The sequence below is a fragment of the Pseudomonas sp. BS-2016 genome, assembly GCF_001806145.1.
In the GTDB taxonomy this organism is placed as follows: Bacteria; Pseudomonadota; Gammaproteobacteria; order Pseudomonadales; family Pseudomonadaceae; genus Aquipseudomonas; species Aquipseudomonas lundensis.
In genome coordinates this window covers 20,080-46,566 of the sequence record NZ_MLCT01000013.1, presented here as the reverse complement: position 1 = coordinate 46,566, position 26,487 = coordinate 20,080, and the positions used below count along the sequence as shown (strand labels likewise).

Genomic DNA, 26,487 nt, shown 5'->3' with positions numbered 1-26,487 from the left:
GCATGACCCAAGAATTATTGATTTTTGTTTATCAATGCGCAGGTCTAGTGTGACGACACAACGGTTCAGACACATTTGGACACGTGCCGACCTGGTCTAGCAGGTCGTTTGTTCCATGGGCTTTAGGAAAATCCAAGTGATAAAAAAGATCCTGATCGCCAACCGCGGAGAAATTGCTGTGCGCATCGTGCGTGCCTGCGCCGAGATGGGCATTCGCTCTGTCGCGGTCTACTCCGAAGCGGATCGGCATGCTTTGCACGTCAAGCGCGCCGATGAAGCGCACAGCATTGGTGAAGACCCGCTGGCCGGTTATCTGAACCCGCGCAAACTGGTGAACCTGGCGGTCGAAACCGGCTGTGACGCCTTGCACCCCGGTTACGGCTTCTTGTCAGAAAACGCTGAATTGGCTGACATCTGCGCAGAGCGTGGCATCAAGTTTATTGGTCCGGCCGCTGAAGTCATTCGCCGCATGGGTGACAAGACCGAAGCCCGCCGCAGCATGATCAAAGCCGGTGTGCCGGTCACGCCAGGCACCGAAGGCAACGTGGCCGATATCCACGAAGCATTGCTCGAAGGCGAGCGCATTGGCTACCCGGTCATGCTCAAGGCCACCTCGGGCGGTGGCGGTCGCGGCATTCGCCGTTGCAACAGCCGTGAAGAGCTGGAGCAAGCCTTCCCCCGGGTGATCTCTGAAGCCACCAAAGCCTTTGGCTCGGCCGAAGTGTTCCTCGAAAAATGCATCGTCAACCCCAAGCACATCGAAGCGCAGATTCTCGGTGACAGCTTTGGCAACGTGGTGCATCTGTTCGAGCGTGACTGCTCGATTCAGCGCCGTAACCAGAAGCTCATCGAAATCGCTCCAAGCCCCCAGCTGACCCCGGAACAGCGCGCCTACATCGGCGACCTGTCTGTGCGCGCAGCCAAGGCCGTGGGCTATGAGAATGCTGGCACCGTGGAGTTCCTGCTCGCCGAGGGCGAGGTGTACTTCATGGAGATGAACACCCGGGTGCAGGTGGAACACACCATCACCGAAGAAATCACCGGCATCGACATCGTTCGCGAACAAATCCGTATCGCCTCCGGCTTGCCGCTGTCGATCAAGCAAGAAGACATTCAGCACCGCGGCTTTGCTCTGCAATTCCGGATCAACGCCGAAGACCCGAAAAACAACTTCCTGCCCAGCTTCGGCAAGATCACGCGCTACTACGCGCCCGGTGGCCCCGGCGTGCGCACAGACACGGCGATCTACACCGGCTACACCATTCCGCCGTTTTACGACTCCATGTGCCTGAAGCTGGTGGTGTGGGCGCTGACCTGGGAAGAAGCGATGGACCGTGGTTTGCGCGCTCTCGACGACATGCGTCTGCAAGGGGTCAAAACCACCGCCGCGTACTACCAGGAAATCCTGCGTAATCCGGAATTCCGTAGCGGCCAGTTCAACACCAGCTTTGTCGAAAGCCATCCCGAACTGACCAACTACTCGATCAAGCGCAAACCCGAAGAGCTGGCCTTGGCCATCGCTGCCGCCATCGCCGCCCACGCAGGCCTGTGAGGAACATAAGAATGTCCAAGAAGATTTTTGTAACTGACACCATCCTGCGTGACGCCCACCAGTCGCTGCTGGCGACCCGCATGCGCACCGAAGACATGCTGCCGATCTGCGACAAGCTCGACAAAGTCGGCTACTGGTCGCTGGAAGTGTGGGGCGGCGCGACGTTTGATGCCTGCGTGCGCTTCCTCAAGGAAGACCCGTGGGAGCGTCTGCGCCAACTGCGCGCGGCACTGCCCAACACCCGCCTGCAAATGTTGCTGCGCGGCCAGAACCTGCTGGGCTATCGCCACTACAGCGACGACGTAGTTAAAGCGTTTGTGGCCAAGGCTGCCGTTAACGGCATTGACGTATTCCGCATCTTTGACGCCATGAACGACGTGCGTAACCTGCGGGTCGCCATCGAAGCGGTCAAGGCGGCTGGCAAGCACGCACAGGGCACCATCGCCTACACCACCAGCCCGGTTCACACCACCGAAGCGTTCGTGGCGCAAGCCAAGCAGATGGAAGCCATGGGTTGCGATTCCGTCGCCATCAAAGACATGGCCGGCCTGCTGACACCCTTCGCCACGGGTGATCTGGTCAAGGCACTGAAAGCTGAAATCAGCCTGCCGATTTTTATTCACTCCCACGACACCGCCGGTCTGGCAGCCATGTGCCAGCTCAAAGCAGTGGAAAACGGCGCCGACCACATCGACACCGCGATCTCCAGCTTCGCGTGGGGCACCAGCCACCCTGGCACCGAATCGATGGTTGCAGCCCTCAAAGGCAGCGAATACGACACCGGCCTGGACCTGGCGCTGTTGCAGGAAATTGGTTTGTACTTCTACGCCGTGCGTAAGAAATATCACCAGTTTGAAAGCGAATTCACCGCCGTTGATACCCGTGTGCAGGTCAACCAAGTGCCGGGCGGCATGATCTCCAACTTGGCCAACCAGCTCAAAGAGCAGGGCGCACTGAACCGCATGAACGAAGTGCTGGCCGAGATCCCGCGGGTGCGCGAAGACCTGGGCTTCCCGCCGCTGGTGACCCCGACTTCGCAAATCGTGGGGACGCAGGCGTTCTTCAACGTACTGGCAGGCGAGCGCTACAAAACCATCACCAACGAAGTGAAACTTTACCTGCAAGGTGGCTACGGCAAGGCGCCGGGCGTGGTGAATGAAAAGCTGCGTCGTCAGGCGATCGGCAACGAAGAGCTGATAGACGTGCGCCCGGCCGATTTGCTCAAGCCGGAAATGGTCAAACTGCGCGGTGAAATTGGCGCGCTGGCCACGTCCGAAGAAGACGTGCTGACCTACGCCATGTTCCCGGACATCGGCCGTAAATTCCTTGAAGAGCGTGCGGCGGGTGCCTTGGTGCCTGAAGCCCTGCTGCCGATCCCGGAAGCGGGCGGCGTGACCAAGGCCGGTGGCGAAGGCGTACCGACCGAGTTCGTGATCGACGTACACGGCGAAAGCTACCGCGTGGACATCACCGGAGTGGGCGTCAAAGCCGAAGGCAAGCGTCACTTCTACCTCTCCATCGACGGCATGCCGGAAGAAGTGGTGTTCGAGCCGCTCAACGAATTCGTCGGCAGCGCGATTGGCAAGCGCAAGCAAGCCAGCGAACCGGGCCACGTCAGCACCACCATGCCGGGCAACATCGTCGATGTACTGGTCAGCGTCGGCGACACCGTCAAGGCAGGCCAATCGGTGCTCATTACCGAAGCCATGAAAATGGAGACTGAAGTACAGGCGGCCATTGCCGGCAAAATCATCACCATCCATGTAGTCAAAGGCGACCGCGTCAACCCGGGCGAAATCCTGATCGAAATCGAAGCCTGATACGCCTTTGATTCAAACGCTTTAAACCTCGGGGGAGCACGTGCTCCCCTTTTTTTTTGCGCGCCTATACCGCGCTGTTCACCCTGCCTGTCGCGGCTGCTCGCGTTCAACCACGTATCAAGGGCTGATGCGGTTAAAACGTCCTGTTCTTTTGTTTCGTTGCTGCTTCGATCAGGCGCAGAGACAACCCTTGTGGTTTCAGCATCTCAACCGGCACATTGACCCAACCGCTGATCCCGTCTTGATCAATCATCGCCACCAGCACCGTGTCGCTTGCGCCCTTGAGGTTTGAGTAAGCGGGAAAATCCACGGTCTTTTGCCCATGCCGATCCAGAATTGACCGGGCCTGTGCATGCAGCGCATCGGCGGGCATCCAGCCCCGCCACGCGCGCTCACTTTCACTCATCCCGGATGCCATTTGGGCGTCTCTCAAGTAACTGGCCAGAATGCCCCACAACGCATTCTCGTCCCCTGGGTTCAAGGGGTCTGAAAGGTCAAAGGTCTGGTTACGAAATTCGAGATCGCGGTCGGTCAACGTCATAAACGCCACCTGGCGTTCAATGGCTGTAAATGCCTGGCCACCCTCAAAGGCGATATGGGAAAGCGAAAGCCTGTCCATGCCTTTGAATGGGTTGGTTGTGGCCACATTGTCATGCAGTTTTTCTTTGTCATACAGCGACGTCAGAAGATAGTTACTGGCCTGCATAGACATGATGACGCGCTGCGGTGTGCGCTCTTCGGGTAATTCCTGTAGCGCACTTGCCTCCTTGCCGTGCATTGAAAGTTGCTGATGAAGGTCTTGAGTCAAGCAACCGAACTGCGCCGTGGCGCCAGGATCCGTCACCGATGTACGACGCAGCAGAGCGCTGATTTCCATTGCGGCAGCAGACAACGTCACCTGGATACCCGCCTGGGTGGGTAGCACCTTGGTCGCGGCTGCGTCTGAGGCGTCGGTTGGGGGTTTATCGGGCCACTTTAAGGTGGCACCCGCAGCAATGGCCCGATGGGTCATCAGAAAGTCTGCTCGAAGTGGGTTCATCATGACGCCTCTCAGAGTGGCAGACAGCGGCAGTCTGCAACGGTTGTTAAAACGTACAGTGAGTAAATGCCTGTTCGAGCAGTACATCGACAGCCGGTTTTATTAACTTTAAGTCATTGCGCGGGTTTAATTGATTTAAAGAAGCGTCTTACATTGATACGTAATAAGGGGCGTTATTCATTAATGATAAAACGCGAAAGTTGCCGTGTAGTTGTAGGGGATTCTCCACGTTGGCGATTGAAAGGTCAGGCACGTTGCCGAAGTGGTGCCTGTGGAAACGGCACTTTTATTAAAGCGCGGGCCTGAAACATGCACGACATGCGACGCTGAAAACCTGCAGGCAGTGCCCGCGCGTGCGCGTCTGTAGGTTGCCGTCACTTCAGATGAAGTGCCCCCGATATCAAAGCTCACAGGTTTCGTCTGGCCCGGGGCAATGCTCATTGGAAAATGGCCAGGAGGGTAGCTGGATACAAGCAGGAGCACTTCAGGCGTGGCATTTTGAACATTCACCGTGACTGAATTGGCATGTACGAAGCTCGCGGCCATGACACTCCAGCCACACAGCAGCCAGATCAGTGCAGTATTAACTGTTGGGGTTTTCATTCTTTAGTCCTTTAGCGTTAAACAAACTTTTCATGTGAGGCTAAAAAATAACGCATGAAAATCGCGGAAAAGACTATTTACGTAGTGTTTGCGTATGGGCGTTTACGAGGCTGAATGAACGGGCTTAAAAGCAATGGCGAAGAGGACAGGAAGCTGGATTCAAATGTGCTCGCGCTCCGTGTGCATTCCAGCGCTGCATCAACAAACCCATCGGCTGCAAATGGGCGTCGTTCGATTACCGCGCCCGTTTTAATCCTTTCTCAACGCAAAAACGCCCGACAGTCCTTGTTGGGCGTTCTGATCATTTTTTATACAGCTAATGCTCTGCAGGCTTCCAGCGTCTTGATTTGGCCGGTTTTTGGCTGGTTATCACGTGCCAGCCATTTTTCGAAGCCTGCCGCGACAGCTGGCCATTCCGTACTAATAATGCTGTACCACGTGGTATCCCTATTTTTGCCTTTGACTACCATATGCTGGCGAAAAACGCCTTCAAAGGTGTATCCCAATCGTACTGCGGTACGTTTTGATCGAGCGTTGTCGTTGTTGCATTTCCATTCCAACCGACGATTGCCCAAGTGGAAGGCTTCTCTGGCCAGCAGGTAGACCGCCTCGGTGCTTTTGGGCGAGCGCTGCATCGGCGCGCCAAATGCCACATGGCCAATTTCGATACGCCCATGTTCCGGCACGATGCACATCAGGCTCAGCAAACCCTGTGCCTGTTCAGCGACGCTGTCGATGACCGCATAAAAATGCGGGTCGCGGCTGGCGGCGTTTTTGGTCAGCCATTGATCAAATGCAGACCGTTCGTTGAAAGGCCCATACGGCAAGTAATCCCACAGCTTGGGATCGCTCGTGGGCCCTTGTAAGGCTAGCCACAAATCGTCGCCATGCCGGGCCAGATCGAGTTTTTCGAGGCGAATGTAAATCCCCTCAAGTGTTCGGTTATCCGGGGTTTTGGCCGGTTGCCAGTGTTGTAGATATTCGGACATGGCGCGCTCCTTGATTACGACAAGACTTTGCGAAATTGAATGAAGCCTGGACGATCTGCGATGCGTTCGTACAGGCGAATAGCCGTGGCATTGGTTTCCTGCGTCAGCCAGTGCACTTTGGCGCAATCCAGGGCGCGGGCCTGGGCGTACACATGTTCGATCAACTGGCGGCCCACCCCGGTGCCGCGTACCTGTGGGCTGACATACAGGTCTTGCAGGTAGCACGAATTACCCACGCTCCAGTTGGAGCGATGAATCACCGTCTGCACCATGCCCACCGCCTTATCACCTTGCCAGGCAAGTGCCAGATGGGTCGGTTCGGACGGGTCCATGAAGCGCTGCCATGTGCTCTCGCTCACGTCGTCGCCCAGCTCGGTGTTGTAAAACGTCAGGTACGCCTGCCAGAGCGGCATCCAGGCATCACGATCGGCGGCGGTAGCGGGTTTGATTTGAAGGGGCTGGGTCATGGGGCTATTCCTTGGCGATTAATTGAGCGAGTGCGTGGTCGTACGGGTTGTCACTGGCCAACAGGCCGTCGCGCACGCCAGCCTGATCGGCAGCGCTGCGGTTTTGGCTGAGTTTGCGCTGACCTGTCAGGCGGCTGATGGGCAGGCTGAAGCCGACAATCGCCTTGAGCAGGCTGTCGATGTAGTCGCGGGGCGCGTCACTGACCGCCCACGGCGCGGGTCGATTGGCCTCATGGCGCTCACTTAATTGAGTGACCACCCGCAACAGCCCTGGCGCGTCATCAAAGACGGTGGCGTGGCCGTAAGCATGGACGGCAACGTAGTTCCAGGTCGGAACAGCCTTGGCGTGTTCGGCTTTGCTGGGGTAGAACGCCGGGCTGATATACGCCTGTTCCCCGGCAAAAATGACCATCGCTTCTGCCCCCTCGGCCAGCGCCTGCCACTGCCGATTGGCACGGGCTAAATGCCCGTAGAGTGTGCCGTGGCTGCCTTCGTCCGGGTTCAGCAACAAGGGGATATGACTGGCGATCAGGCCGCACTCGCCCTGAGTCACGAGCACGGGCAGCGGGGTGGCGAGCATCTGGGCCTGCAAGGCTTCAAGGTCGTTTTCAGCAAATGCGCGAGGTACGTACATGGAAGAATTCCTTGGCGAATGCCTGCATCCTAGGCAGGCTATTGGTTCGTTGTAAGAGCCACTCTTGGTCAATTTCGTAGGTCCAATGCATGTCGGATTCACCGCTGCCCATCGCCTTCAACCCTGCGGGTATCCTCCTTGATCCTAAAAAAGGGCTGAGCCGTCAGCTCTATCACGCCCTGCGTGCGCGCGTGCTGGACGGGCGGCTGAGTGGCGGGGCGCGTTTACCGGCCAGCCGCGATCTGGCGGCCGCGCTCGGTATTTCGCGCAACAGCGTGGTACGTGCTTACGATCAGTTGTACGCCGAAGGCTTTATCGAAGGGCGTATCGGGGATGGCACCTACGTGACGCAATTACCTGAAAAAACCTCGCCGCCAAAAAAGTTGTCCACCAACTTGTCCACAGGGTTTTCAACAGGCTTACCCACAGGTTTATCCACAAAAACGCCTGTTTTACCTGTGATTACATCCAGTAAAGTTATCCACAGCAGCGCGCTGCACAAGGTCGCCCGACACTCACTGGACAGCCCGCCAAGTGGTCCGCCGCGTGCTTTTAGGGTGGGTGTTCCGGCCTTCGACTTATTCCCTTTTGATGTATGGAGCAAGCTGCAAGCGGGTTTCTGGCGAAAACCGGATTTGCAGCAGTTGTGTTATGGCGATCCGGCAGGGGATGCGCGATTACGTGGGCTGATTGCCGCCTATTTACGTACCTCGCGGGGTTTGGCGTGCACGCCTGAGCAAATTTTGATCACCTGCGGCGCACAGCAGGGAATTAGCCTTTGTGCACAGTTGCTGGTGGAGCTGGGCGAAGGGGTGGCTGTGGAAAACCCCGGCTACCACGCTGCCGCTCAAGCCTTTGCTATTGCGGGGGCGCAAGTGTTGGGCGTACCGGTGGACCAAGAGGGCATGCAATGCGACGCACTGGCAGGTTTGCCCCATTGCCGCCTGGCCTATGTCACGCCGTCCCATCAGTACCCGTCCGGCGTGACCATGAGCCTGGCACGGCGGCTGGCGTTACTCGATTGGGCCGAGCGCACCCAGGGCTGGATCGTCGAGGACGATTACGACGGCGAGTACCGCTACAGTGGCGCGCCCTTGTCGCCACTGGCGGCGCTGGATCGTCAAGGGCGAGTCATTTATGTCGGCACCTTCGGCAAGGTGGCGTTTCCGGCCCTGCGCCTGGGGTATCTGGTGCTGCCCAAGGCCCTGATCGAACCGTTTGCCCAGCGCCGCTCATTGGACATGCGTCACTCTGAAGTCAGCACTCAGGCGGTCATGGCTGAATTCATGGCATCCGGGCATTTTCAACGCCATATCCGGCGCATGCGGCGTGCCGCCTTGAGCCGTCGCAATACGTTGCTGGCGCACTGGCCACAGGGGGTAGAAGGGCTTGGAGAACTGCCGGCCATCGTCGCGGGCCTGCATGTGACCGTTGCGGTCAGCAGCCTTGAACGTGAACAGGCCTTGCTGGCGCTGGCCAGTCAGGTGGACGTAGAAATCAATGGGCTGAGCCGCTACTGGCTGCGTGATTCCACCGAGCCTGTGGATAACCGCGCCGGTCTGGTGCTGGGGTTTGCAGCCGTGCCCGAGGTGGCTATCAAAGCCGCACTCGCGCGCCTCAGCCACGTGTGGCGATAAAGCCCGTCGCCGCTGGCGCAGGTGGCGCCAGCGGCAGCAGGTCGACTCAGGTGCCCGACTTGATTTTGGTCCAGGCCCGCGTGCGGGCGCGTTCGGCTTCTCGGGGCAATGGGGTCAGGGTGTACAGCGTTTCCATTGCCGCTTGCGTCGGGTACAGGTTCGGGTTGTTACGGATGCTCGGGGCCACGAGGTCGGTCGCATCTTTGTTCGGGTTGGGATACCCGACAAAATCACTGATCGGTGCAATGACCTGGGGTTGTAGCAAGTAGTTGATGAAGGTGTAGGCGTCTTCTTTATCTTTAGCGCCTTTCGGGATCGCGAGCATGTCGAACCAGATCGGTGCGCCTTCTTTAGGCAAGCGCATGTCCACGGTTACGCCATTGTTGGCTTCCTTCGCCCGGTTGGCTGCTTGCGAGAAACTGCCGGAATACCCCACCGCCACGCAGATGTCGCCATTGGCGATGTCGGCCATGTACTTGGAGGAGTGGAAGTACGTGATGTACGGCCGAATCTTCAGCAGCAGGGCTTCAGCCTTGGCGTAGTCCTTTGGGTTGGTACTGTTGGGATCAAGCCCCAGATGTTGCAGCGCCAGCGGCAAAATTTCAGACGGCGAATCCAGTAACGCCACACCACATTGCTTGAGTTTGCTGATGTTCTCTTCATTGAAAATCAGATCCCAGCTATTCACAGGCGCCTGTTCACCCAGCGCCGCCTTGACCTTGTCCGGGTTGAACCCGATCAAAATCGTGCCGTACATGTACGGCACGGCGAACTGGTTGCCGGGGTCGTTGGCCTCGATCAGCTTCATCAGCTTGGGATCAAGATGGTTCCAGTTCGGGAGTTTGCTGCGATCCAGCGGCTGAAACACGCCCGCCTCGATCTGTTTGGCCAAAAACACATTCGACGGCACTACCACGTCATAGCCAGAGTTGCCGGTGAGCAGCTTGGCTTCCAGGGCCTCATTGGTGTCGAAAATGTCGTAGATCAGCTTCACCTTGGTGTCTTTTTTAAAATCCACCAAGGTCTGCGGGGTGATGTAGTCGAACCAGTTGTACACCCGCAACGTACGTTCTTCGGCATGGACGGCGGCGCTGGCCAGCGCCGCGGCACACAGCGCGGGAGCGAATAAACGCGTAAGAGCTTTCATTGTTATTAAATCCTTATTGAGCGCTCAAAAAGCCTTCAAGTACGTTGACGGCATTGACGCCAATCTCTTCTACCGCGTACCCGCCTTCCATCACGAACAGCGTTGGCTTGCCCAAGCGCGCAATGCGTTCGCCCATGCGCAGGTAGTCCGGGCTGTCGAGTTTGAACTGGGAAATCGGGTCGTTTTTGAACGTGTCCACGCCCAACGAAATCACCAGCACCTCGGCGTCGTAGCGCTCGATTTCAGCACACGCCTTTTCCAGTGCAGCGCTCCAACGATCCCAGGCCGAGCCTGCGGCCAGCGGGTAGTTGAAGTTGAAGCCTTCGCCCGCGCCTTCACCCACTTCGTCTTCGTAGCCCAGAAAGAACGGAAACTCCGCTTCAGGGTGGCCGTGGATCGAGGTGAACAACACGTCGCTGCGTGCGTAGAAAATCGACTGCGTGCCGTTGCCGTGGTGGTAGTCCACGTCAAGGATGGCCACTTTGCTGCGACCCTGATCGAGGAACGCCTGCGCCGCGATGGCGGCGTTGTTGAGGTAGCAATAACCGCCCATCAAATCGCTGGCGGCGTGATGGCCCGGTGGCCGGCACAAGGCGAACGCGCTGTGTGCGCCGCGCTGGATTTCTGCCTGTGCTGTCAGCGCCACTTGCGCCGCGCTGTAGGCCGCTTTCCACGTACCCGCCGTAATGGGTGCGCCGCCGTCGAAGCTGTAATAACCCAATTGCCCATGCAGGCTGGTGGGGATCACGGCGCGCAAGGTGCGGGCAGGCCAGGTGTAGGGCAACAGGTCGCCGTCGCGCCCGTGCTCGGTCCAGCGCGCCCAGGCGCCCTGAAAAAAATCCAGATAGGCCGGGGTGTGAATGCGTTCGAGGGGGCCGCGGCCAAAGTCTTGCGGGGCCTGCACCGGGCCCAGTTCGCGGGTGTGCACCCGTTGCAAGATGTGATCGGCACGCGAAGGCATTTCGAAGCAAGGCATCAGTTGCCCGTCCATCAACTCGCAACGGCCGTGATGCAGGTGGTGATCGTCTGAATAGATCGTCAGCATTTTTCTTATTCTCCGCAGGCTTGATCGGTGACCTACAGTTTTGCGGCCCTGAACGTTTCAGAGAACGGCAGGAGCGGCCAAAAGGGGATGGATATGGCCAATATGATTGACCTGAATTCGCCCCTTTTCGGCGCGGGCGTGCGCCATTTGCAGGCATCACCCTCAGCGGGCAGGGCATGGCGGGGTGTTTACGCGCGAAACTGGCTGGGTGAAACGCCGCTCCAGCGCACAAACGCGTGGCGAAAGCTGGCGGTTTCGCTGAAGCCCAGGTGTTCGGCGATCCGGTAGATCGGCCATTCCGTGTCGTTGAGCAGCCGTTTGGCGCGTTCAAAGCGCAGGTCGTCGAGCAGTGTTTGATAGCTGCACCCCATGTCGTGCAGGTGGCGGCGCAACGTGCGCGGCGAGCAGTTCATTTGCTCGGCCAGGCCCTCAAGCCCCGGGGCGGCCTGCAGTTGCGCGGTCAACAGCTGGCGGATGCGATCGAGCCACGACTGGCGGCCCGTGAACTCCAGGTTCTGTTTGCGGCAGCGCTCGGCCATGGCCTGATGGGTCACGGCATCGGCCAGCGGCAAGGGCTCATCGAGCCAGCGCGAGTCGAAGCCGAACGCGTTGTCACAGGCCTGGAAGGCATGCGGGCAGTCAAAGCTGTGGGCGTAATGGGCGTGATAATCCGGGGCAGGGTGAGCGAAGCGTGCCCCGACGAGGGGCAGCGAGCAGCCCAATAAATCCTCACAAATGACCTTGAGCGACGTCAGGCACAGCTCGGCGTTGAACACCGCCAGGTGCGGGCTTTCGCGATAACCCGTTGCGCAGAACCAGACGACGTCGTCTTCAAGGGCCAGGCTCAGTTCAAAAAGTGTTCCCAGCAACGCCGGGTAGCGCAAAGCCAGGCGTAAAGCGTCACCTAAGGTGGCACTGGTGAGTAAGGCGTAACCCAGCATGCCGTAGGACGACACGTGCATGCGCTGACCCAATTCGAGCCCGATTTCGCGACGAAGGGCCACGGCGTTGGCGCAGACGCGCATTTCTTGATTGGTGGTGATGCGCGTGTCGGCGCGGCTCAAGTCGGCGGCGCGTATGCCGCTGCCGGCCAGTAGCGCCTCACTCGACCAGCCTTCGGCCTGGAAGGTGCTGAGCACCAACGAAACTGCGTTCAGGGTAGTGAGATGGGAATGCAGCATGCTCGCTTCCAGCGGGGGGATGCTGGAAGGGAGCAAATTGTGTGCCGAGTCGCGCAGTGATGACCGGCGTTACACCAGCTCCCCGCACAGATCGAGTTCAATCAGGCGGCGCACGTCGGTCAATGACAGGTCGGCGCCCAGTAACGCCTGGAGCTTGCCGAACACCGCTTCGCGGGTCATGCCGCCCCCCGAGAGCACACCCGCCTCACGCAGGCGGCTACCGGCTTCGTACACGTCCAGCTCCACACCGCCTTCATGGCATTGGGTGATGGCGACAATCACGATGCCGTTTTCCTGCGCCCGTTGCAGGCTGGTAAGGAAAGCCGGGTCGTCACTGGGGCCGGTGCCGCTGCCAAAACATTCCAGCACCAGGGCTTCAAGGCCGCTGTTGAGCAGCGCCTCGAGCTGCGGCGCGCCAATGCCCGGCACCAGGGGCAGCACACCCACGCTGGCCACGTGCTTGGGCCGGGTATAGAACAGCTGGCCGGGGATGTCAGCGGCCGGGGTGCCGCCGCCGTTGCGGGCCAGGGTTACAAACGGGTGGCGCCCGAAACTGCGCACTTTGGCGCAGCGCGTCGGGGCCATCAGTTGGCCGTGGAAGTACAGCTGAACCCCGAACGGTTGACCCTCGGCCAACGCCGACAGCGCACCGCTGACGTTCTCCCAGGCGTCGCTGTCAGGCACGCCCGCAGGCAGCATGGAACCGGTGAACAGCACCGACGCCGGCAGGCCGATCAGTTGAAAGCACATTGCTGCCGCGCTGTAGGCCAACGTGTCTGTGCCATGCAGGACCAAGACGGCGTCGCAGTCCTCCTGCTCAACCGCTTCGACGATGGCCGCGCTCAGGCGCAACCAGTAGGCGGGCGTCATGTTGGCGCTGTCGATCAGTGGGCTCATCTCGCGAAAGCGCCATTGCGGCACGTGCAGGTCCGGCTGGCTGGCGAGAAACGCGCTCATGCGCGCTTCAAAACCCGAAGCGGGTGCAAGCCCGTTGGCGCTGGCTTGCATGCCGATGGTGCCGCCGGTGTACAGCACCATCACGCGTTTGGCAGGGTAGGAAGTGGCAGCAGTCATGTGGAGTCCCCATAAGCAAAAACGCGGCGGTTCTGTTCAGAACCGCCGCGTCAGTGTCAGCGTTTTGTGTCTTCGACCTTGGCGGCCGGTGTCGGCGGCCAGGCCTTCAAGTCCAGGTCCAGGTCCGGGAATTTACTGGAATCGAACACCGGTGTCTTGATCCCGGCGCGACGTTGGTCGTCGTAATCCTTGAGCACGCGCATGCAGATTTTGAACAGCATGGCCAAGGCAATCAGGTTCACGAACGCCAGCATGGTCATGGTGATGTCAGCGAAGGCGAAGACCGTTTGCAGGTTTTCAATCGAGCCCCAGAAGATCAACACCAGCACCAGTGCGCGGTAGCCCATCAGCGCCTTGCGGTTTTCACCGACCAGGAAACGCAGGTTGTTTTCGCCCAGGTAGTAGTTGTAGAGCATCGAGGTGAACACGAACAACGCCAGTGCCACGCTGATAAAAATGCGGCCCCATTCACCGACCACCGCGGCCAGCGAGTTTTGGGTCAGGGCAATGCCGTCGCCTTCAAAGCCTGGCGTGTAAAAGCCCGACAGCAAAATCAGCAGCGCCGTACAGGTGCAGATGACGAAGGTGTCGAGGAACACGCTGAACGCTTGCACCACGCCTTGTGCGATCGGGTGCTCAACGTCTGCCACGGCGGCCACGTTCGGGGCGCTGCCCAAGCCTGCTTCGTTGGCGAATACGCCACGTTTGACGCCCATCACAATCGCGCTGCCGATCAGGCCGCCAAACACCGGGTCCATGCCGAAGGCGCTTTTGACGATGTGGCCGAGCATGGCTGGCACTTGGTCAAACTGCAGCACGATCACGTACAGGGTCACGGCGATGTAGGCGAGGGTTTTGACCGGCACCAGCAGGTCGGCCACCGAGGCGATGCGTTTGATACCGCCGATGAACACCAGGCCCAGCAGCACGGCGATGGCAAACCCGGTGTAGTTGACCTGGAACCCGAACGCGTCTTGCAGCGAGTGCGTCACGGCGTGGGCTTGCAGGCCCATGAAGGCAAATCCGAAGGTGATCAGCAGCAAAACTGCCATCAATTTACCCATCCACGCTTTGCCCAGCCCGTGCTTCATATAGAAGGAAGGACCGCCGCGCAGTTGGCCTTCGGCATCGCGGCGTTTGTACAGCTGGCCCAGCGAGCATTCGATCAGGCTGCTGGACATGCCGACCAGCGCGGTTACCCACATCCAGAACACGGCGCCGGGGCCGCCGAGGGTCACGGCAATGCCGACGCCGGCGATGTTGCCCGCGCCCACGCGGCCCGCCAGGCTCAGCATCAATGCCTGAAACGAGCTCAGTTGACCGGCGCTGCTGCGCAAGCTGTCTTTGAACACCGCAAACATGTGCAGGAAGTAACGAAACTGAACGAAACGCGAGCGGATCGTGAAGTAGCCACCGAGCCCAACCATGAGCACGATTAGCACTTTCCCTGAGAGGAAGTCATTGATGACTTCAAGCATGGATTATTCCTCGCTGTTTTTATCTGATGGCAATACGGCCGGATCGAAATATCGCGTTACACCCGTGTGTGCAGGGCGAAAACGTAGGCGATCAAGGCGACCCTGGCCATGTTGCTGCTTGGTTTACGATGCTGTTTGCGCAGTGCCACTGGCCGCTGTTGCGGGGCCGATGCATGGCAAGAGGGCGGGCACTATACCTAGGCGCAGTGGAAGCGTCTGCATAAGCCATTGATTTTTCATCTGCATACGTCTGAAAAGCGCTGCTTAGATGTAGGAATTAACCGCGATTCAGAGGGTGCGAGCACCGGCCGCAACCTTCGTGTGGAGGGGGTTGAACATCGGATGGACGGGCATTGTTCACCCGAGAGCTGCGGCAGGCCGCATGAGGCCCGCAGAACGCTGCTCAAGGCCACGCCAGCGTGGCTGAAAACCGCTGAAAATCAGGGTTTTCGTACGATGCTTCCCTTTCATTCCGCAGAAACTTCCTTGAAAATCCCGTTCGCTTGCGCCTGCCAATTTCGGGGACTAGTCTCGGCCCACCGCTGCACACTCAGCGGTCGGGTTTAGTCGCCCGATATGAAACCAGGCGCAAGGCGCCACCTCCGCGAGGCGCTTTTTTTCGGCCTCACGTTTTATGGTGGCCGTGCGCAGGGCGCCTTCGAGCGCGCCGGGTTCCTGGTTTCTCCGGTCGACTAACCTGCGTACGGCTGCCACCCATCGTTTAGTCGCGACCGGTGACAGCTCCTTTATCGAAACCGGGAGTCATGTCATGAAAAAAATTGTTCCAGATCCCCCTTCGTCCGGCCTGCCGGATGCGGCTGAGTGCCTTGCCCTGTCACTTGACCGTGCGGCCGCCGAGCGCGCGCTCAATTACTACCTTAACGACCATCAGCCTGCTCGCCCCGTGGGCACTGCCACGTATGCCATACCCGACAGTGTCAATTTAGAAGCGGCCCTGGCCCAGGCGTCAGACTTGTTGCGCTGCATGGGAGCAACGGCGAGCGAGGCGGGGAATGGATTGAACGGGTCGCCGCGCGATGTGGTGTTGTCGATTGTGCATTTGGCGGAGCTGGCCAAGGCGTACGTCGACAAATCGCTGGACTGTCTGGTGGCGCACTAAGCCGCACGCGCCTGCTTGGCGACAGGCGCGTCAAACCCCTGTTGGGTGCAACGACAGGCGAGCAAAAAAAAAAGGACCTGCAGATAAATCTGCAAGTCCTCAAAAGGTGAGAGGTGTCTAGTCCCTCGACCTGGTGATCGTGTTACCGCATCAGGCCTTCAGAGGCACCAGACGCGGAGCAATCATGTTTTCCGGGCGCAGGATGTCGTCGAGCATGGCGTCGTCGAGCAAGCCTTCTTCGCGCACCAGTTCCAGCACGCCGCGGCCGCTTTCGAGGGCGATACGGGCGATGCGGGTGGCGTTTTCATAGCCGATGTACGGGTTCAGTGCAGTCACCAGACCGATCGAGTGTTCGACCAGTTCGCGGCAGCGCGCTTCGTTGGCGGTGATGCCGACGATGCAGTGTTCGCGCAGCATGTCCATGGCACGTTGCAGCAGGCGGATCGAGTCGAAGATCTTGAAGGCGATCAAGGGCTCCATCACGTTCAATTGCAGTTGGCCACCTTCGGCGGCGATGGTCAGTGCCAAGTCGTTACCGATGATCTGGAACGCCACTTGGTTAACGGCTTCCGGGATAACCGGGTTGACCTTGCCAGGCATGATCGAGCTGCCGGGCTGACGCGCTGGCAGGTTGATTTCGTTGATGCCGGTACGTGGGCCGCTGGACAGCAGGCGCAGGTCGTTGCAGATCTTCGACAGTTTGACCGCGGTACGCTTGAGCATGCCGGAGAACAGGACGAATGCGCCCATGTCCGAGGTGGCTTCGATCAAGTCGGCGGCCGGCACCAGCGGGTGGCCGCTGATGGTGGCCAGACGGGTCACGGCCAGGTTCTGGTAGCGCGGGTCGGCGTTGATGCCGGTCCCGATGGCAGTACCGCCCAGGTTCACTTCGGTCAGCAGCTCTGGCGCCAGTGTTTTCAGGCGAGCCAAGTCTTCGCCCAAGGTGGTGGCGAAAGCGTGGAATTCCTGGCCGAGGGTCATCGGCACGGCGTCTTGCAGCTGGGTACGGCCCATTTTCAGGACGTGGTTGAATTCAACCCCTTTGGCCGCGAACGCTTGAATCAGGCTGTCGAGGCTGGCCAACAGCGCATCGTGACCCAACAACAGGCCCAGACGGATGGCCGTCGGGTAGGCGTCGTTGGTGGACTGCGCCATGTTCACGTCGTTGTTAGGGTGCAGGTATTGGTATTCGCCTTTCTGGTGGCCCATGGCCTCCAGCGCGATGTTGGCGATGACTTCGTTGGCATTCATGTTGGTTGAAGTGCCAGCGCCGCCTTGAATCATGTCCACCACGAACTCTTCGTGGAAGTCGCCGCGCACCAGACGGGCGCAGGCTTCACTGATGGCCGCATGCTTTGGCGCGCTCAGGTGGCCCAGTTCGCGGTTAGCATCTGCCGCGGCTTGCTTGACCATGGCCAGGGCCACAACCAACTTTGGGTAATGCGAAATCGGAACGCCGGAGAGACGGAAGTTATTCACCGCTCGCAGGGTCTGGATGCCGTAATACGCTTGAGCGGGTACTTCGAGTACGCCAAGCAGGTCTTTTTCAGTGCGGAAAGATGCAGCGGAGGACATGATAGAAATCATCTCGATAAGGACCCGGTATAGGCCGGAACGCTGCGAATCCTAGGCTTGCGGGGTATTTTGGGCCAATGCCTTTAAACACTATCCTATGCAGAAACGGCATAATGCCGACGTGACGCGACGGGCGCGTCGAACGTGTGACCCAATTTGGTGCGCCTCTGGGAGGCTCGATGAATCTCGAAAGTAAATGGCTGGAGGACTTCAGTGCCCTGGCCGCCACGCGCAGTTTTTCTCAAGCGGCTGAGCGTCGTTTTGTGACGCAACCGGCCTTCAGTCGACGTATTCGCAGCCTCGAAGCGGCCTTGGGGCTGACGTTGGTGAATCGTTCCCGCACCCCGGTGGAGTTGACCGCGGCCGGTCAGTTGTTTTTGGTCACGGCGCGCACAGTGGTCGAGCAGCTTGGGGAGGTGTTGCGTCACCTGCATCACCTCGAAGGCGGCCAGGGTGAGGTCATGCAAGTGGCTGCCGCTCACTCGTTGGCGCTGGGGTTTTTCCCGCGCTGGATCGCCCAATTGCGTAACGAAGGGCTGAACATTGCGACACGTCTTGTTGCGACTAACGTCGGAGACGCCGTGCACGCATTGCGTGAGGGCGGTTGCGATTTGATGCTGGCGTTTTACGACCCGGACGCGGCGTTGCAGATGGACCCGGAGATTTTCCCGTCGCTGCATTTAGGCAATACCGAGATGTTGCCGGTGTGCGCCGCGGATGCGGACGGCAAGCCGCTGTTCGACCTGGAAGGCGATGCAAGCGTGCCCTTGCTGGCCTACAGCGCGGGGGCGTTTTTAGGCCGTTCGGTCAATTTGTTGCTGCGCCAGCGCAGCCTGCGCTTTACCACTATTTATGAAACCGCCATGGCGGACAGCCTCAAAAGCATGGCGCTGGAAGGGTTGGGCATTGCGTGGGTGCCGCATTTGAGTGTGCGCGCCGAGCTGGCACGCGGCGAACTGGTGGTGTGTGGCGGGCCGCAATGGCACGTGCCGCTGGAGATTCGCTTGTACCGCTGTGCCTTGGTGCGCAAGGCCAACGTGCGGTTGTTGTGGCGCAAGCTTGAAGGTGGCGCCGCGCCTGCAGCGACGTGAAGGGCAAGGCTTCTGGATCAGGCTTTGCCCCTCCACACAACGGGGTATTTCAGTTGTGTCGTTCACTGCGTGAGCGCAATCGTGAAAAAACGTAGGGGTGTTAATTGGCCGCTTTTTCCAGCCGTGTAGACGGGCTAAAAAACGCCGTTAGTTAGCCGGTTAACCTGCACGTAGCGCGCGTTCACTTGAATGTGTCGTGCCCGCTTTAGGCGTGATGGAAAGACAGCCCGTGTCTTTTTAAGGGGCGTCCCTCAGGTAATTAACAATGTGCTCACGGTTTTTGGGTGTATAGCGATAGCAATTGGCGCGGCCCTTACTCACCTCGGGGTACACATAGGTTTCACACGGCAAACCCCACGCGTTCCAGCCGATTTCGGCATCTTCATGGGTCGCTGTGAAACTGTGCCCAACTTCATGGGCAATCACTTGATAGCTGCTGACACTGGCAATCAGGGCGGGTTGTCGCGGGAGGGCCGCACCTAATACCTGGTCATTAATTTTGCCCTGGGTGACCAGAATGTAACGGTCGGTGCGGGTCCAGCCCAAGTTGTGGGTGTTTCTATAGTCGGCCGCCACCGCCATCCAGCGGTCAGCGACGGCTTGGGCATTTTGAGAGGCGTATTTGAAGTTCGTGACGCCCGGGATGTTTCTGAGCATGTTGAATTCGAACGTGCGTCCTGTGATGGCGGAGATTTCTTCAGTGAAGGCTTTGAAATATTGAAGGCCGAGAACGCGGTCGCTCAGGGTGACATCGTCGTGAACAAAAATATGAAACGTGATGGGCTTCATCGATAAATCCTTTTATGTATGAAGAGCGCCTCGCAGCGGGTGCGGAACGCGGTGTCATGTCAGTTTTCAAGGTGACTTCATCAGTTAAGGCTCAGTGGGTGGTTTTAACGACGCGGGGGTGTCTGTGAGTCGACCTGTTTATTTCGCCTGTAGCCGTAGGCTTTTTCGATTGTTTGCCGGCGTGGTGGCGGGATCGCGGGCATGCCTGTGGCCTGACCCAAGGGTCAGTAAAACCGGGTGTTTGCCGGATTTAAACGGCCGCGGACAGATGGTCGTCAAAGGTGCTTTTAACGCACTTCTTTGGGGTATACTGCGCGGCCTTCGGCTGGCTTGACCGGCCTTAATTCCTATAACAAGCCACGTCGGATCCCCCACGTGGCTTGTTGTTTTTTGACGCGCCTGCGGGCGCCCAAGAGAAGAGGCGCGACGATGAGTGCACTGGTAGGCGTGATCATGGGCTCCAAGTCCGATTGGTCCACCCTCAGCCACACCGCCGATATGCTGGAAAAACTCGGCATCCCTTATGAAGTGAAAGTGGTCTCTGCCCACCGAACGCCGGATTTGCTGTTCCAGTATGCCGAAGAGGCCGAAGGCCGCGGAATCGAGGTCATCATTGCCGGTGCCGGTGGCGCAGCCCACTTGCCAGGCATGTGTGCGGCTAAAACCCATTTGCCTGTACTCGGCGTGCCGGTGCAGTCGTCGATGCTGTCGGGTGTCGACTCGCTGCTGTCGATCGTGCAAATGCCCGCGGGCATTCCGGTGGCGACGCTGGCCATCGGCAAGGCCGGTGCGATCAACGCCGCGTTGTTGTCCGCCAGCATCCTGGGCGCCAAACACCCGCAATTCCATACCGTTTTGAAAGCATTCCGTGCTGAACAGACTGACAGCGTGCTGGACAATCCAGACCCGCGCCTGGCCTGAGGTTTCTGACGATGAAAATCGGTGTAATCGGTGGCGGCCAGTTGGGTCGCATGCTGGCTCTGGCGGGCACTCCGCTGGGCATGAACTTCGCCTTCCTTGACCCGGCGCCCGACGCCTGTGCGGCGCCTTTGGGCGAGCATATCCGTGCGGACTACGGGGATCAGGATCACCTGCGCCAGTTGGCGGACGAAGTCGATCTGGTGACCTTTGAGTTTGAAAGCGTGCCAGCCGAAACCGTGGCGTTCCTGTCGCAATTCGTACCGGTGTACCCGAGTGCCGATGCGCTGCGCATTGCCCGTGATCGCTGGTTCGAAAAAAGCCTGTTCAAGGACTTGGGTATTCCTACCCCGGCCTTTGCCGACATTCAGTCCCAGGCGGATCTGGATGCAGCGGTGGCCAGTATTGGCCTGCCAGCCGTGCTCAAAACCCGCACCCTGGGTTACGACGGCAAGGGCCAGAAAGTGCTGCGCAACCCGGCCGATGTGGTGGGTACGTTTGCCGAGCTGGGCAGCGTCGCGTGCCTGCTGGAAGGGTTTGTGCCCTTCACGGGTGAAGTGTCGCTGATTGCCGTGCGCGGTCGTGATGGCGAAACCCGGTTCTACCCGTTGGTGCACAACACCCACGACAGCGGCATTCTCAAGCTGTCGGTTGCCAGCACCGATCACCCGCTGCAAGCACTGGCTGAAGACTACTCCAGCCGGGTCCTCAAGCAGCTGGATTACGTGGGCGTGATGGCGTTCGAGTTCTTTGAAGTCGACGGTGGCCTCAAGGCCAACGAAATCGCGCCCCGCGTTCACAATTCGGGCCACTGGACAACCGAAGGCGCCGAGTGCAGCCAGTTTGAAAACCACCTGCGTGCCATTGCCGGGCTGCCATTGGGCTCGACCGCCAAAGTGGGCGAGAGCGCCATGCTCAACTTTATTGGCACGGTGCCACCGGTTGAGAAGGTGATCGCGATTGCCGACTGCCATTTGCATCACTATGGCAAGGCGTTCAAGGCGGGCCGCAAAGTGGGTCACGCCAACCTGCGTTGTGCGGACATGGCGACCCTGCAAGCGCAGATCCTGCGGGTCGAAGCGCTGATCGACGAAGCCTGAGCGGTACATCGGCGGGAACCATTCGGTTGCCGCCGCCCTCTGATGGCGTGATGCCAAAGTGCTGACTAGGCTTTGGTTTAACGCCATTTAAAGAGAGGAAGCGTCCATGGGCATTATCGGAACCATTTTTATCGGCTTGATCGTTGGCCTGCTGGCCCGTTTCCTGAAGCCGGGCGATGACAGCATGGGCTGGATCATGACCATCCTGCTGGGTATCGGCGGTTCGTTGGCAGCCACCTATGGCGGCCAAGCGCTGGGTATCTACAAGGCGGGCGAAGGTGCCGGCTTTATTGGTGCCGTGGTCGGTGCCGTGATTCTGCTGGTCATTTACGGCCTGGTCTCAAAAAAGAGCTGATTGGACGTGGGTGCTCTCTGCGCCCGGCGCAGAGAGCGCTAGAATGCGCGGCGTCTTACGTCTTTCTTAATTGAGTCCGCCATGCGCCGTCTTGTAATGACCTTTCTTTTGCTGGGCGCAAGCCTGGTACACGCGGCAGACCTGCCGGAAACCGACTGGCTTGACCTGATGCCCAAGTCGGATCAAATGGCCCTTGAACAGATGCCTGAAATCGACCACGACTCGCCTGAAGCTCAGGGGACGTTTACCGATAAGGGTGGCCTGAAACAAAGCAAAGGCCTGCCGGCCGTGATGTATTCCACCAAGACAGTGGCCAGCATGAACGGCAAGCACATCCGTCTGGGCGGCTATCCGGTGCCGCTGGAAAGCGACGCGAAAGGGCGCAGCACGCTGTTTTTCCTTGTGCCTTATCCGGGTGCCTGTATCCACGTTCCGCCGCCGCCTCCCAATCAACTGGTGCTGGTGCGTTATCCAAAAGGCTTGAAGCTGGATGACATTTACACACCGCTGTGGGTCACGGGGACGTTGAAGGTTGAAAAGGTCAGCAATGATCTGGCCGATGCGGCGTATGCGCTGGACGCCGGGCAGGTGCGGGTGGTGAAGGAAGAGGATCTGTAAGGCTGTTGCCAGTCGCTGACGGGCCGCGCAGTGATCGCGGCTGCGCGTCAGCGACTGCAGAGGTTAAAGCGCGTTTGCGCTGATACTGACGCCCAGCGTGTGGCTGGCGCCGGGTTCCAGTGTGATCACGTCGTCCATCACGTTGGCCGTTTCGATGCACAGCATGCGCTGCCAGCCGTCGGCGGCCATGTCGTTGAAACGCGCGGTCTTGTCGATCCACGGGTTCCAGATCACGGCGCTGCGTGAACCACAGCTCTTGAGGGTGATGCGACGTTCCCATTCAGGGTCAACGATGCTCAGTGTGTCAGGGGTGTCGAGGTAGATGCGGTCGGTTTCGCCGCTGAAGGTCAAATCCCCTGACTGCTTGACGCGTTTCCAGTCATCCAGGGTTTCGATGTAGGTCAGCCCCTCCACGCCTTCGACATGCACCTGGCGCACATCGCTGACCGCAAAATAGCTGTGCAGCGCCTGGCTGATGCTCACGGCGGTGTCGCTGCGGTTATGGCTGACGAGGTTCAGGTGCAGTTGAGTGTCGAGGCGGATGTGCAGGGTCAGGGTCACGTCGTGCGGCCAGCCGGGCAGGCCGCCCTCAACCTGAGGCAAACGCAGCGCTATATGCAGCGCCTCGCCGGCGTCATCGTAATCGTGCAGCTCCCACTCTCGCGTGCGCACCAGACCATGGGCCGTGGCGGGTTCTGCGCTGACGCGCATGGCTTGCACGCTGGGCGGGTTGAGGGCCAGGTTGCCAAACCAGGGCCAGCAAATCGGTACGCCGGTGCGAATGCCTTTGCCGTGGGTGTATTGGGCTTTTTCGTTCAGCCAGATCACCGGCTTGTCCTTGCCGACCTGATAACTGAGCACCTGTGCGCCCTGTTTGGCGATCAGCAGTTGCGCGTGCCCGTGGATAAAGTGCCAGCAGTCCAGCTCGCCCAATTTCAGTGAAGTGCTCGGGAGTGACGTGTGGCTGGGCATGACAGGCTCTCTATGACAGGACAGGGGCAGCAGTAGACCGGCAAAACGCCGTCAGGTTTAACGGCGTGGCGGCACTGAGCGCGTGCGGCCGCTGCCATCGATGGCGACGAACACAAATACCGCTTCGGTCACTTTGCGCCATTCGCTGGAGAGCGGGTCGTCGCTCCACACTTCGACCATCATCTGAATCGAACTGCGGCCGATTTCCAGGGCCTGGGTGTAGAAGGACAATTGCGCGCCGACGGCGACCGGGACCAGAAACGCCATGCGGTCGATGGCGACGGTGGCGACACGTCCGCCCGCCACTTTGCTGGCCATGGCCGTGCCGGCGAGGTCCATCTGGGACACCAGCCAACCGCCGAAAATATCGCCAAAACCATTGGTTTCGCGTGGCAGGGCAGTAATTTGCAAGGCCAGGTCGCCTTGCGGGATTGGATCTTCTTGTTCGAGCTCTAGCATGCCGAAGGGCCTCTGACCCGTGATTCATCATGTGTATTGCGGGTGAAAAAGCGTCTTTAGAAAAACGATTCAGCCCGAACATACTCCGTTCGTCACGTTCTTCCCAAGCCGCACCAAGGGGAAACATCGTCGATGTATCGGCTGAAGGGACGCATTAGGGCGTTTCGTACAGCCACTCACCATCCGTAGGTCGTTGCTTACGGTCCGCGAGTATATCGGTCGGCAACGCCGTCGACGACCGTCTGATTCTGCTTTTTAAAAGGCCGACACGTCTACCTCTGTGCTTTTGCAGACAATTTGTTATCGTTCGGGACCGCCCGGCCGATGCCGGCGGTGTTGCTGCTTTTGCCTAGCCTAATAAGAGATGCCCAAATCCGATGATCACCGAGCCTTCCAGTGCTGCGCCTCCCTCGCGTCCCCTGACCCGTAATGACTACAAAACCTTGTCGCTGTCCGCCTTGGGTGGTGCGCTGGAGTTTTACGATTTCATTATTTTTGTGTTCTTTGCCACGGTGGTCGGCAAGCTGTTTTTCCCGGCCGACATGCCCGAGTGGCTACGGTTGATGCAGACCTTCGGTATTTTCGCGGCCGGTTATCTGGCGCGGCCGCTAGGTGGCATTGTCATGGCGCACTTTGGCGACCTGCTGGGGCGCAAGAAGATGTTCACCTTGAGCATTTTCATGATGGCTGTGCCGACACTGATCATGGGGTTGTTGCCCACCTATGCGCAGATTGGCATGTGGGCGCCGATCCTGTTGCTGCTGATGCGAGTGATTCAGGGCGCAGCCATTGGGGGTGAAGTGCCGGGGGCCTGGGTCTTTGTGGCCGAGCACGTGCCGCCACGGCATGTGGGCTATGCCTGCGGCACGCTGACCTGCGGCCTGACGGCGGGTATTTTGCTGGGCTCGCTGGTGGCTACGGCCATCAACACGATTTATACCCCGGTGGAGGTGTCGGACTACGCGTGGCGTATTCCCTTCCTGCTGGGCGGTGTGTTTGGTTTGTTTTCGGTCTACCTGCGTCGCTGGTTGCACGAAACCCCCGTGTTTGCCGAGTTGCAACTGCGCAAGGCATTGGCAGAAGAAGTGCCGCTCAAAACCGTACTGCGCGATCACCGTGGCGCCATCGCCGTGTCGATGCTGCTGACGTGGTTGCTGTCGGCCGGGATCATCGTGGTGATCTTGATGACCCCGACCGTGCTGCAAACCATTTATGGCTTCTCGGCCACGGTTTCGCTGAAAGCCAATAGCCTGGCGATTGTCTTTTTGAGCCTGGGGTGTATTGCGTCGGGTGCGCTGGCGGATCGGTTTGGGGCGGGCAAGGTGTTTGTCTTCGGGTGTGCTGCGCTGTTGATCACCTCGTGGACCTTCTACCACAGCCTGTTGCAACACCCGGATTGGCTGTTTCCGTTGTACGCGTTGAGTGGTTTGTTCGTAGGAACCATCGGCGCCGTGCCGTATGTCATGGTCAAGGCGTTCCCGCCGGTTGTGCGTTTCAGCGGTTTGTCGTTTTCCTACAACTTGGCCTATGCCATTTTCGGCGGTTTGACCCCGATGGCCGTGACCTTATTGCTCAAAGAAAGCCCGATGGGCCCGGCGTATTACGTTGCAATCATTTGTACGATGGGGTTGCTGGTGGGTGCTTATCTTTGGAAGAAAGGGCGCTGACCCGCAGGCTATAGCGTTTGCGCATCACAACACTTCTCTTTAAAAGGCCAGCCATTCATTGCGAATGCTGGCCTTTCATCTAATTGTCACAATCGGTTCATAGAGTAGTCACATGGCCTGCAGATACTGGCCCCCGATTCATCTAACCCCGTTTGCTAGGAGTAAGGCATGAGACTGAAGCGTGTGATGGCGGCCCTGACTTTTGTCGCCGCAGGCGTTGCAACTGCGAATGCGGTTGCCGCGGGTGTTGATCCGGCAATCCAGCCGTACGTTAAGACCACCGGTGTGTCGGGTAACCTCTCCAGCGTTGGTTCCGACACCCTGGCGAACCTGATGACCTTGTGGGCTGAGGCTTACAAAAAAGAATACCCGAACGTCAATATCCAGATTCAGGCTGCCGGTTCTTCGACCGCGCCACCGGCGATCACTGAAGGCACCGCTAACCTGGGCCCGATGAGCCGCAAGATGAAAGACAACGAACTGGCGGCCTTCGAGCAGAAGTACGGCTACAAGCCGACCGCTATCCCGGTGGCTGTCGATGCCCTGGCGGTGTTCGTGCACAAAGACAACCCGATCAAGCACATGACCATGGAGCAAGTTGACGCTGTCTTCTCCTCCACGCGTCTGTGTGGCGGCAAATCGGACATCAAAACCTGGGGTGACCTGGGGGTGACCGGCGATCTGGCCAACAAGCCGGTGCAACTGTTTGGTCGTAACTCGGTGTCCGGCACCTACGGTTACTTCAAGGAAGAAGCCCTGTGCAAAGGTGACTTCAAGCCAAACGTGAACGAACAGCCGGGCTCGGCCTCGGTGGTGCAGTCGATCAGCAGCTCGCTCAACGGCATCGGTTATTCGGGCATCGGTTACAAAACCGCCAGCGTGAAAACCGTACCGCTGGCCAAGAAAGGCAGCACGGAGTTCGTTGAAGACACCGAAGAAAACGCCTTGAACGGCAAATACCCGTTGTCGCGTTTCCTCTACGTGTACGTGAACAAAGCACCGAACAAGCCACTGAACCCGCTGGAAGCCGAGTTCATCAAGCTGGTGCTGTCCAAGCAAGGTCAAGAGGTCGTGGTCAAGGATGGCTACATCCCGCTGCCAGCCAAAGTCGCTGCCAAAGCCTTGGCTGACCTGGGTTTGAAAGAAGGCGCATAACC

25 protein-coding genes are annotated in these 26,487 nt (G+C 59.0%); 11 read left to right on the top strand and 14 right to left on the bottom strand.

Annotated features, from left to right (window positions below):
- The first annotated feature begins 136 nt into the window (after positions 1-136).
- The gene (locus BKD70_RS02210; RefSeq protein ID WP_047279055.1) at positions 137-1,552 is read left to right on the top strand and encodes an acetyl-CoA carboxylase biotin carboxylase subunit; all 1,416 of its coding nucleotides are present in this window, start codon (positions 137-139) and stop codon (positions 1,550-1,552) included.
- 11 nt (positions 1,553-1,563) lie between these two features.
- A complete protein-coding gene (gene oadA, locus BKD70_RS02205) occupies positions 1,564-3,372 on the top strand; it encodes a sodium-extruding oxaloacetate decarboxylase subunit alpha (RefSeq protein WP_047279057.1) in 1,809 nt (602 codons plus the stop codon).
- A gap of 133 nt (positions 3,373-3,505) precedes the next feature.
- On the opposite strand, the gene BKD70_RS02200 is transcribed toward oadA, so the two are convergent.
- The 5 genes from BKD70_RS02200 to BKD70_RS02185 all read right to left on the bottom strand — a co-directional run bounded on the left by BKD70_RS02200 (position 3,506) and on the right by BKD70_RS02185 (position 7,104).
- Positions 3,506-4,414, bottom strand: coding sequence for a hypothetical protein (locus tag BKD70_RS02200; protein ID WP_139047532.1), 909 nt, complete (start codon positions 4,412-4,414; stop codon positions 3,506-3,508).
- A gap of 177 nt (positions 4,415-4,591) precedes the next feature.
- Positions 4,592-5,014 (bottom strand): hypothetical protein, encoded by a 423-nt coding sequence (locus BKD70_RS24645; RefSeq protein WP_139047533.1) that lies wholly within the window; start codon positions 5,012-5,014, stop codon positions 4,592-4,594.
- A 308-nt stretch (positions 5,015-5,322) separates the two neighbouring features.
- Complete coding sequence (locus BKD70_RS02195) at positions 5,323-6,003, bottom strand: GNAT family N-acetyltransferase (RefSeq protein ID WP_047279061.1); 681 nt, start codon at positions 6,001-6,003, stop codon at positions 5,323-5,325.
- Between the two features lie 14 nt (positions 6,004-6,017).
- Positions 6,018-6,470 (bottom strand): GNAT family N-acetyltransferase, encoded by a 453-nt coding sequence (locus BKD70_RS02190; RefSeq protein ID WP_047279063.1) that lies wholly within the window; start codon positions 6,468-6,470, stop codon positions 6,018-6,020.
- Positions 6,471-6,474: 4 nt separating this feature from the next.
- Positions 6,475-7,104 (bottom strand): FMN-binding negative transcriptional regulator, encoded by a 630-nt coding sequence (locus BKD70_RS02185; protein ID WP_047279065.1) that lies wholly within the window; start codon positions 7,102-7,104, stop codon positions 6,475-6,477.
- Positions 7,105-7,193: 89 nt separating this feature from the next.
- Between BKD70_RS02185 and BKD70_RS02180 the strand changes: the two genes are divergently transcribed.
- On the top strand, positions 7,194-8,741 hold the full coding sequence (locus BKD70_RS02180) for a PLP-dependent aminotransferase family protein (protein WP_047279068.1): 1,548 nt from the start codon (positions 7,194-7,196) through the stop codon (positions 8,739-8,741).
- A gap of 46 nt (positions 8,742-8,787) precedes the next feature.
- Here BKD70_RS02180 and BKD70_RS02175 read toward each other — a convergent pair whose 3' ends face one another.
- The 5 genes from BKD70_RS02175 to BKD70_RS02155 form a co-directional block, all read right to left on the bottom strand.
- The gene (locus tag BKD70_RS02175; RefSeq protein WP_047279071.1) at positions 8,788-9,888 is read right to left on the bottom strand and encodes a polyamine ABC transporter substrate-binding protein; all 1,101 of its coding nucleotides are present in this window, start codon (positions 9,886-9,888) and stop codon (positions 8,788-8,790) included.
- 13 nt (positions 9,889-9,901) lie between these two features.
- Positions 9,902-10,933: a histone deacetylase family protein gene (locus BKD70_RS02170; protein ID WP_047279072.1), complete on the bottom strand. Its 1,032-nt coding sequence runs from the start codon at positions 10,931-10,933 to the stop codon at positions 9,902-9,904.
- Between the two features lie 188 nt (positions 10,934-11,121).
- Positions 11,122-12,114: an AraC family transcriptional regulator gene (locus tag BKD70_RS02165; protein WP_047279074.1), complete on the bottom strand. Its 993-nt coding sequence runs from the start codon at positions 12,112-12,114 to the stop codon at positions 11,122-11,124.
- 69 nt (positions 12,115-12,183) lie between these two features.
- Positions 12,184-13,188 carry an asparaginase gene (locus tag BKD70_RS02160; protein WP_047279077.1) on the bottom strand — a complete coding sequence of 335 codons (1,005 nt, stop codon included), beginning with the start codon at positions 13,186-13,188 and terminating at the stop codon, positions 12,184-12,186.
- Positions 13,189-13,244: 56 nt separating this feature from the next.
- Complete coding sequence (locus BKD70_RS02155; protein WP_047279078.1) at positions 13,245-14,666, bottom strand: sodium:alanine symporter family protein; 1,422 nt, start codon at positions 14,664-14,666, stop codon at positions 13,245-13,247.
- 769 nt (positions 14,667-15,435) lie between these two features.
- Between BKD70_RS02155 and BKD70_RS02150 the strand changes: the two genes are divergently transcribed.
- Positions 15,436-15,786 carry a DUF6124 family protein gene (locus tag BKD70_RS02150; RefSeq protein ID WP_047279081.1) on the top strand — a complete coding sequence of 117 codons (351 nt, stop codon included), beginning with the start codon at positions 15,436-15,438 and terminating at the stop codon, positions 15,784-15,786.
- 150 nt (positions 15,787-15,936) lie between these two features.
- Here BKD70_RS02150 and aspA read toward each other — a convergent pair whose 3' ends face one another.
- Positions 15,937-17,361, bottom strand: a complete 1,425-nt coding sequence (gene aspA / locus BKD70_RS02145) for an aspartate ammonia-lyase (RefSeq protein WP_047279083.1) — start codon at positions 17,359-17,361, stop codon at positions 15,937-15,939.
- Between the two features lie 179 nt (positions 17,362-17,540).
- Between aspA and BKD70_RS02140 the strand changes: the two genes are divergently transcribed.
- A complete protein-coding gene (locus tag BKD70_RS02140) occupies positions 17,541-18,452 on the top strand; it encodes a LysR substrate-binding domain-containing protein (protein ID WP_047279085.1) in 912 nt (303 codons plus the stop codon).
- Positions 18,453-18,689: 237 nt separating this feature from the next.
- Here BKD70_RS02140 and BKD70_RS02135 read toward each other — a convergent pair whose 3' ends face one another.
- Positions 18,690-19,241: a reprolysin-like metallopeptidase gene (locus tag BKD70_RS02135; RefSeq protein WP_052892227.1), complete on the bottom strand. Its 552-nt coding sequence runs from the start codon at positions 19,239-19,241 to the stop codon at positions 18,690-18,692.
- Positions 19,242-19,670: 429 nt separating this feature from the next.
- On the opposite strand from BKD70_RS02135, the gene purE reads away from it, so the two are divergent.
- The 4 genes from purE (at position 19,671) to BKD70_RS02115 (ending at position 22,232) form a co-directional block, all read left to right on the top strand.
- Positions 19,671-20,162 (top strand): 5-(carboxyamino)imidazole ribonucleotide mutase, encoded by a 492-nt coding sequence (gene purE, locus BKD70_RS02130; protein ID WP_047279087.1) that lies wholly within the window; start codon positions 19,671-19,673, stop codon positions 20,160-20,162.
- A gap of 11 nt (positions 20,163-20,173) precedes the next feature.
- Positions 20,174-21,259 carry a 5-(carboxyamino)imidazole ribonucleotide synthase gene (locus tag BKD70_RS02125; RefSeq protein ID WP_047279089.1) on the top strand — a complete coding sequence of 362 codons (1,086 nt, stop codon included), beginning with the start codon at positions 20,174-20,176 and terminating at the stop codon, positions 21,257-21,259.
- A gap of 106 nt (positions 21,260-21,365) precedes the next feature.
- Positions 21,366-21,614 carry a GlsB/YeaQ/YmgE family stress response membrane protein gene (locus tag BKD70_RS02120; protein ID WP_047279090.1) on the top strand — a complete coding sequence of 83 codons (249 nt, stop codon included), beginning with the start codon at positions 21,366-21,368 and terminating at the stop codon, positions 21,612-21,614.
- Between the two features lie 81 nt (positions 21,615-21,695).
- Positions 21,696-22,232, top strand: a complete 537-nt coding sequence (locus BKD70_RS02115) for a DUF3299 domain-containing protein (RefSeq protein ID WP_047279093.1) — start codon at positions 21,696-21,698, stop codon at positions 22,230-22,232.
- A gap of 63 nt (positions 22,233-22,295) precedes the next feature.
- Here BKD70_RS02115 and BKD70_RS02110 read toward each other — a convergent pair whose 3' ends face one another.
- Together BKD70_RS02110 and BKD70_RS02105 are read right to left on the bottom strand one after the other, a co-directional pair.
- Positions 22,296-23,204 (bottom strand): D-hexose-6-phosphate mutarotase, encoded by a 909-nt coding sequence (locus BKD70_RS02110; protein WP_047279095.1) that lies wholly within the window; start codon positions 23,202-23,204, stop codon positions 22,296-22,298.
- A 57-nt stretch (positions 23,205-23,261) separates the two neighbouring features.
- Complete coding sequence (locus BKD70_RS02105; protein WP_003438129.1) at positions 23,262-23,663, bottom strand: acyl-CoA thioesterase; 402 nt, start codon at positions 23,661-23,663, stop codon at positions 23,262-23,264.
- A 377-nt stretch (positions 23,664-24,040) separates the two neighbouring features.
- Between BKD70_RS02105 and BKD70_RS02100 the strand changes: the two genes are divergently transcribed.
- Together BKD70_RS02100 and BKD70_RS02095 are read left to right on the top strand one after the other, a co-directional pair.
- The gene (locus BKD70_RS02100; protein WP_047279098.1) at positions 24,041-25,330 is read left to right on the top strand and encodes an MFS transporter; all 1,290 of its coding nucleotides are present in this window, start codon (positions 24,041-24,043) and stop codon (positions 25,328-25,330) included.
- A 168-nt stretch (positions 25,331-25,498) separates the two neighbouring features.
- Complete coding sequence (locus tag BKD70_RS02095; RefSeq protein ID WP_047279100.1) at positions 25,499-26,485, top strand: phosphate ABC transporter substrate-binding protein PstS; 987 nt, start codon at positions 25,499-25,501, stop codon at positions 26,483-26,485.
- Positions 26,486-26,487 lie beyond the last annotated feature (2 nt).

Bases quoted from the DNA above. Each gene is read 5' to 3' on its own strand.
- oadA (WP_047279057.1), top strand. From the start codon at position 1,564: ATGTCCAAGAAGATTTTTGTAACTGACACCATCCTGCGTGACGCCCAC.
- BKD70_RS02200 (WP_139047532.1), bottom strand. From the start codon at position 4,414: ATGATGAACCCACTTCGAGCAGACTTTCTGATGACCCATCGGGCCATT.
- BKD70_RS24645 (WP_139047533.1), bottom strand. From the start codon at position 5,014: ATGAAAACCCCAACAGTTAATACTGCACTGATCTGGCTGCTGTGTGGC.
- BKD70_RS02195 (WP_047279061.1), bottom strand. From the start codon at position 6,003: ATGTCCGAATATCTACAACACTGGCAACCGGCCAAAACCCCGGATAAC.
- BKD70_RS02190 (WP_047279063.1), bottom strand. From the start codon at position 6,470: ATGACCCAGCCCCTTCAAATCAAACCCGCTACCGCCGCCGATCGTGAT.
- BKD70_RS02185 (WP_047279065.1), bottom strand. From the start codon at position 7,104: ATGTACGTACCTCGCGCATTTGCTGAAAACGACCTTGAAGCCTTGCAG.
- BKD70_RS02180 (WP_047279068.1), top strand. From the start codon at position 7,194: ATGTCGGATTCACCGCTGCCCATCGCCTTCAACCCTGCGGGTATCCTC.
- BKD70_RS02175 (WP_047279071.1), bottom strand. From the start codon at position 9,888: ATGAAAGCTCTTACGCGTTTATTCGCTCCCGCGCTGTGTGCCGCGGCG.
- BKD70_RS02170 (WP_047279072.1), bottom strand. From the start codon at position 10,933: ATGCTGACGATCTATTCAGACGATCACCACCTGCATCACGGCCGTTGC.
- BKD70_RS02165 (WP_047279074.1), bottom strand. From the start codon at position 12,114: ATGCTGCATTCCCATCTCACTACCCTGAACGCAGTTTCGTTGGTGCTC.
- BKD70_RS02160 (WP_047279077.1), bottom strand. From the start codon at position 13,188: ATGACTGCTGCCACTTCCTACCCTGCCAAACGCGTGATGGTGCTGTAC.
- BKD70_RS02155 (WP_047279078.1), bottom strand. From the start codon at position 14,666: ATGCTTGAAGTCATCAATGACTTCCTCTCAGGGAAAGTGCTAATCGTG.
- BKD70_RS02150 (WP_047279081.1), top strand. From the start codon at position 15,436: ATGAAAAAAATTGTTCCAGATCCCCCTTCGTCCGGCCTGCCGGATGCG.
- aspA (WP_047279083.1), bottom strand. From the start codon at position 17,361: ATGTCCTCCGCTGCATCTTTCCGCACTGAAAAAGACCTGCTTGGCGTA.
- BKD70_RS02140 (WP_047279085.1), top strand. From the start codon at position 17,541: ATGAATCTCGAAAGTAAATGGCTGGAGGACTTCAGTGCCCTGGCCGCC.
- BKD70_RS02135 (WP_052892227.1), bottom strand. From the start codon at position 19,241: ATGAAGCCCATCACGTTTCATATTTTTGTTCACGACGATGTCACCCTG.
- purE (WP_047279087.1), top strand. From the start codon at position 19,671: ATGAGTGCACTGGTAGGCGTGATCATGGGCTCCAAGTCCGATTGGTCC.
- BKD70_RS02125 (WP_047279089.1), top strand. From the start codon at position 20,174: ATGAAAATCGGTGTAATCGGTGGCGGCCAGTTGGGTCGCATGCTGGCT.
- BKD70_RS02120 (WP_047279090.1), top strand. From the start codon at position 21,366: ATGGGCATTATCGGAACCATTTTTATCGGCTTGATCGTTGGCCTGCTG.
- BKD70_RS02115 (WP_047279093.1), top strand. From the start codon at position 21,696: ATGCGCCGTCTTGTAATGACCTTTCTTTTGCTGGGCGCAAGCCTGGTA.
- BKD70_RS02110 (WP_047279095.1), bottom strand. From the start codon at position 23,204: ATGCCCAGCCACACGTCACTCCCGAGCACTTCACTGAAATTGGGCGAG.
- BKD70_RS02105 (WP_003438129.1), bottom strand. From the start codon at position 23,663: ATGCTAGAGCTCGAACAAGAAGATCCAATCCCGCAAGGCGACCTGGCC.
- BKD70_RS02100 (WP_047279098.1), top strand. From the start codon at position 24,041: ATGATCACCGAGCCTTCCAGTGCTGCGCCTCCCTCGCGTCCCCTGACC.
- BKD70_RS02095 (WP_047279100.1), top strand. From the start codon at position 25,499: ATGAGACTGAAGCGTGTGATGGCGGCCCTGACTTTTGTCGCCGCAGGC.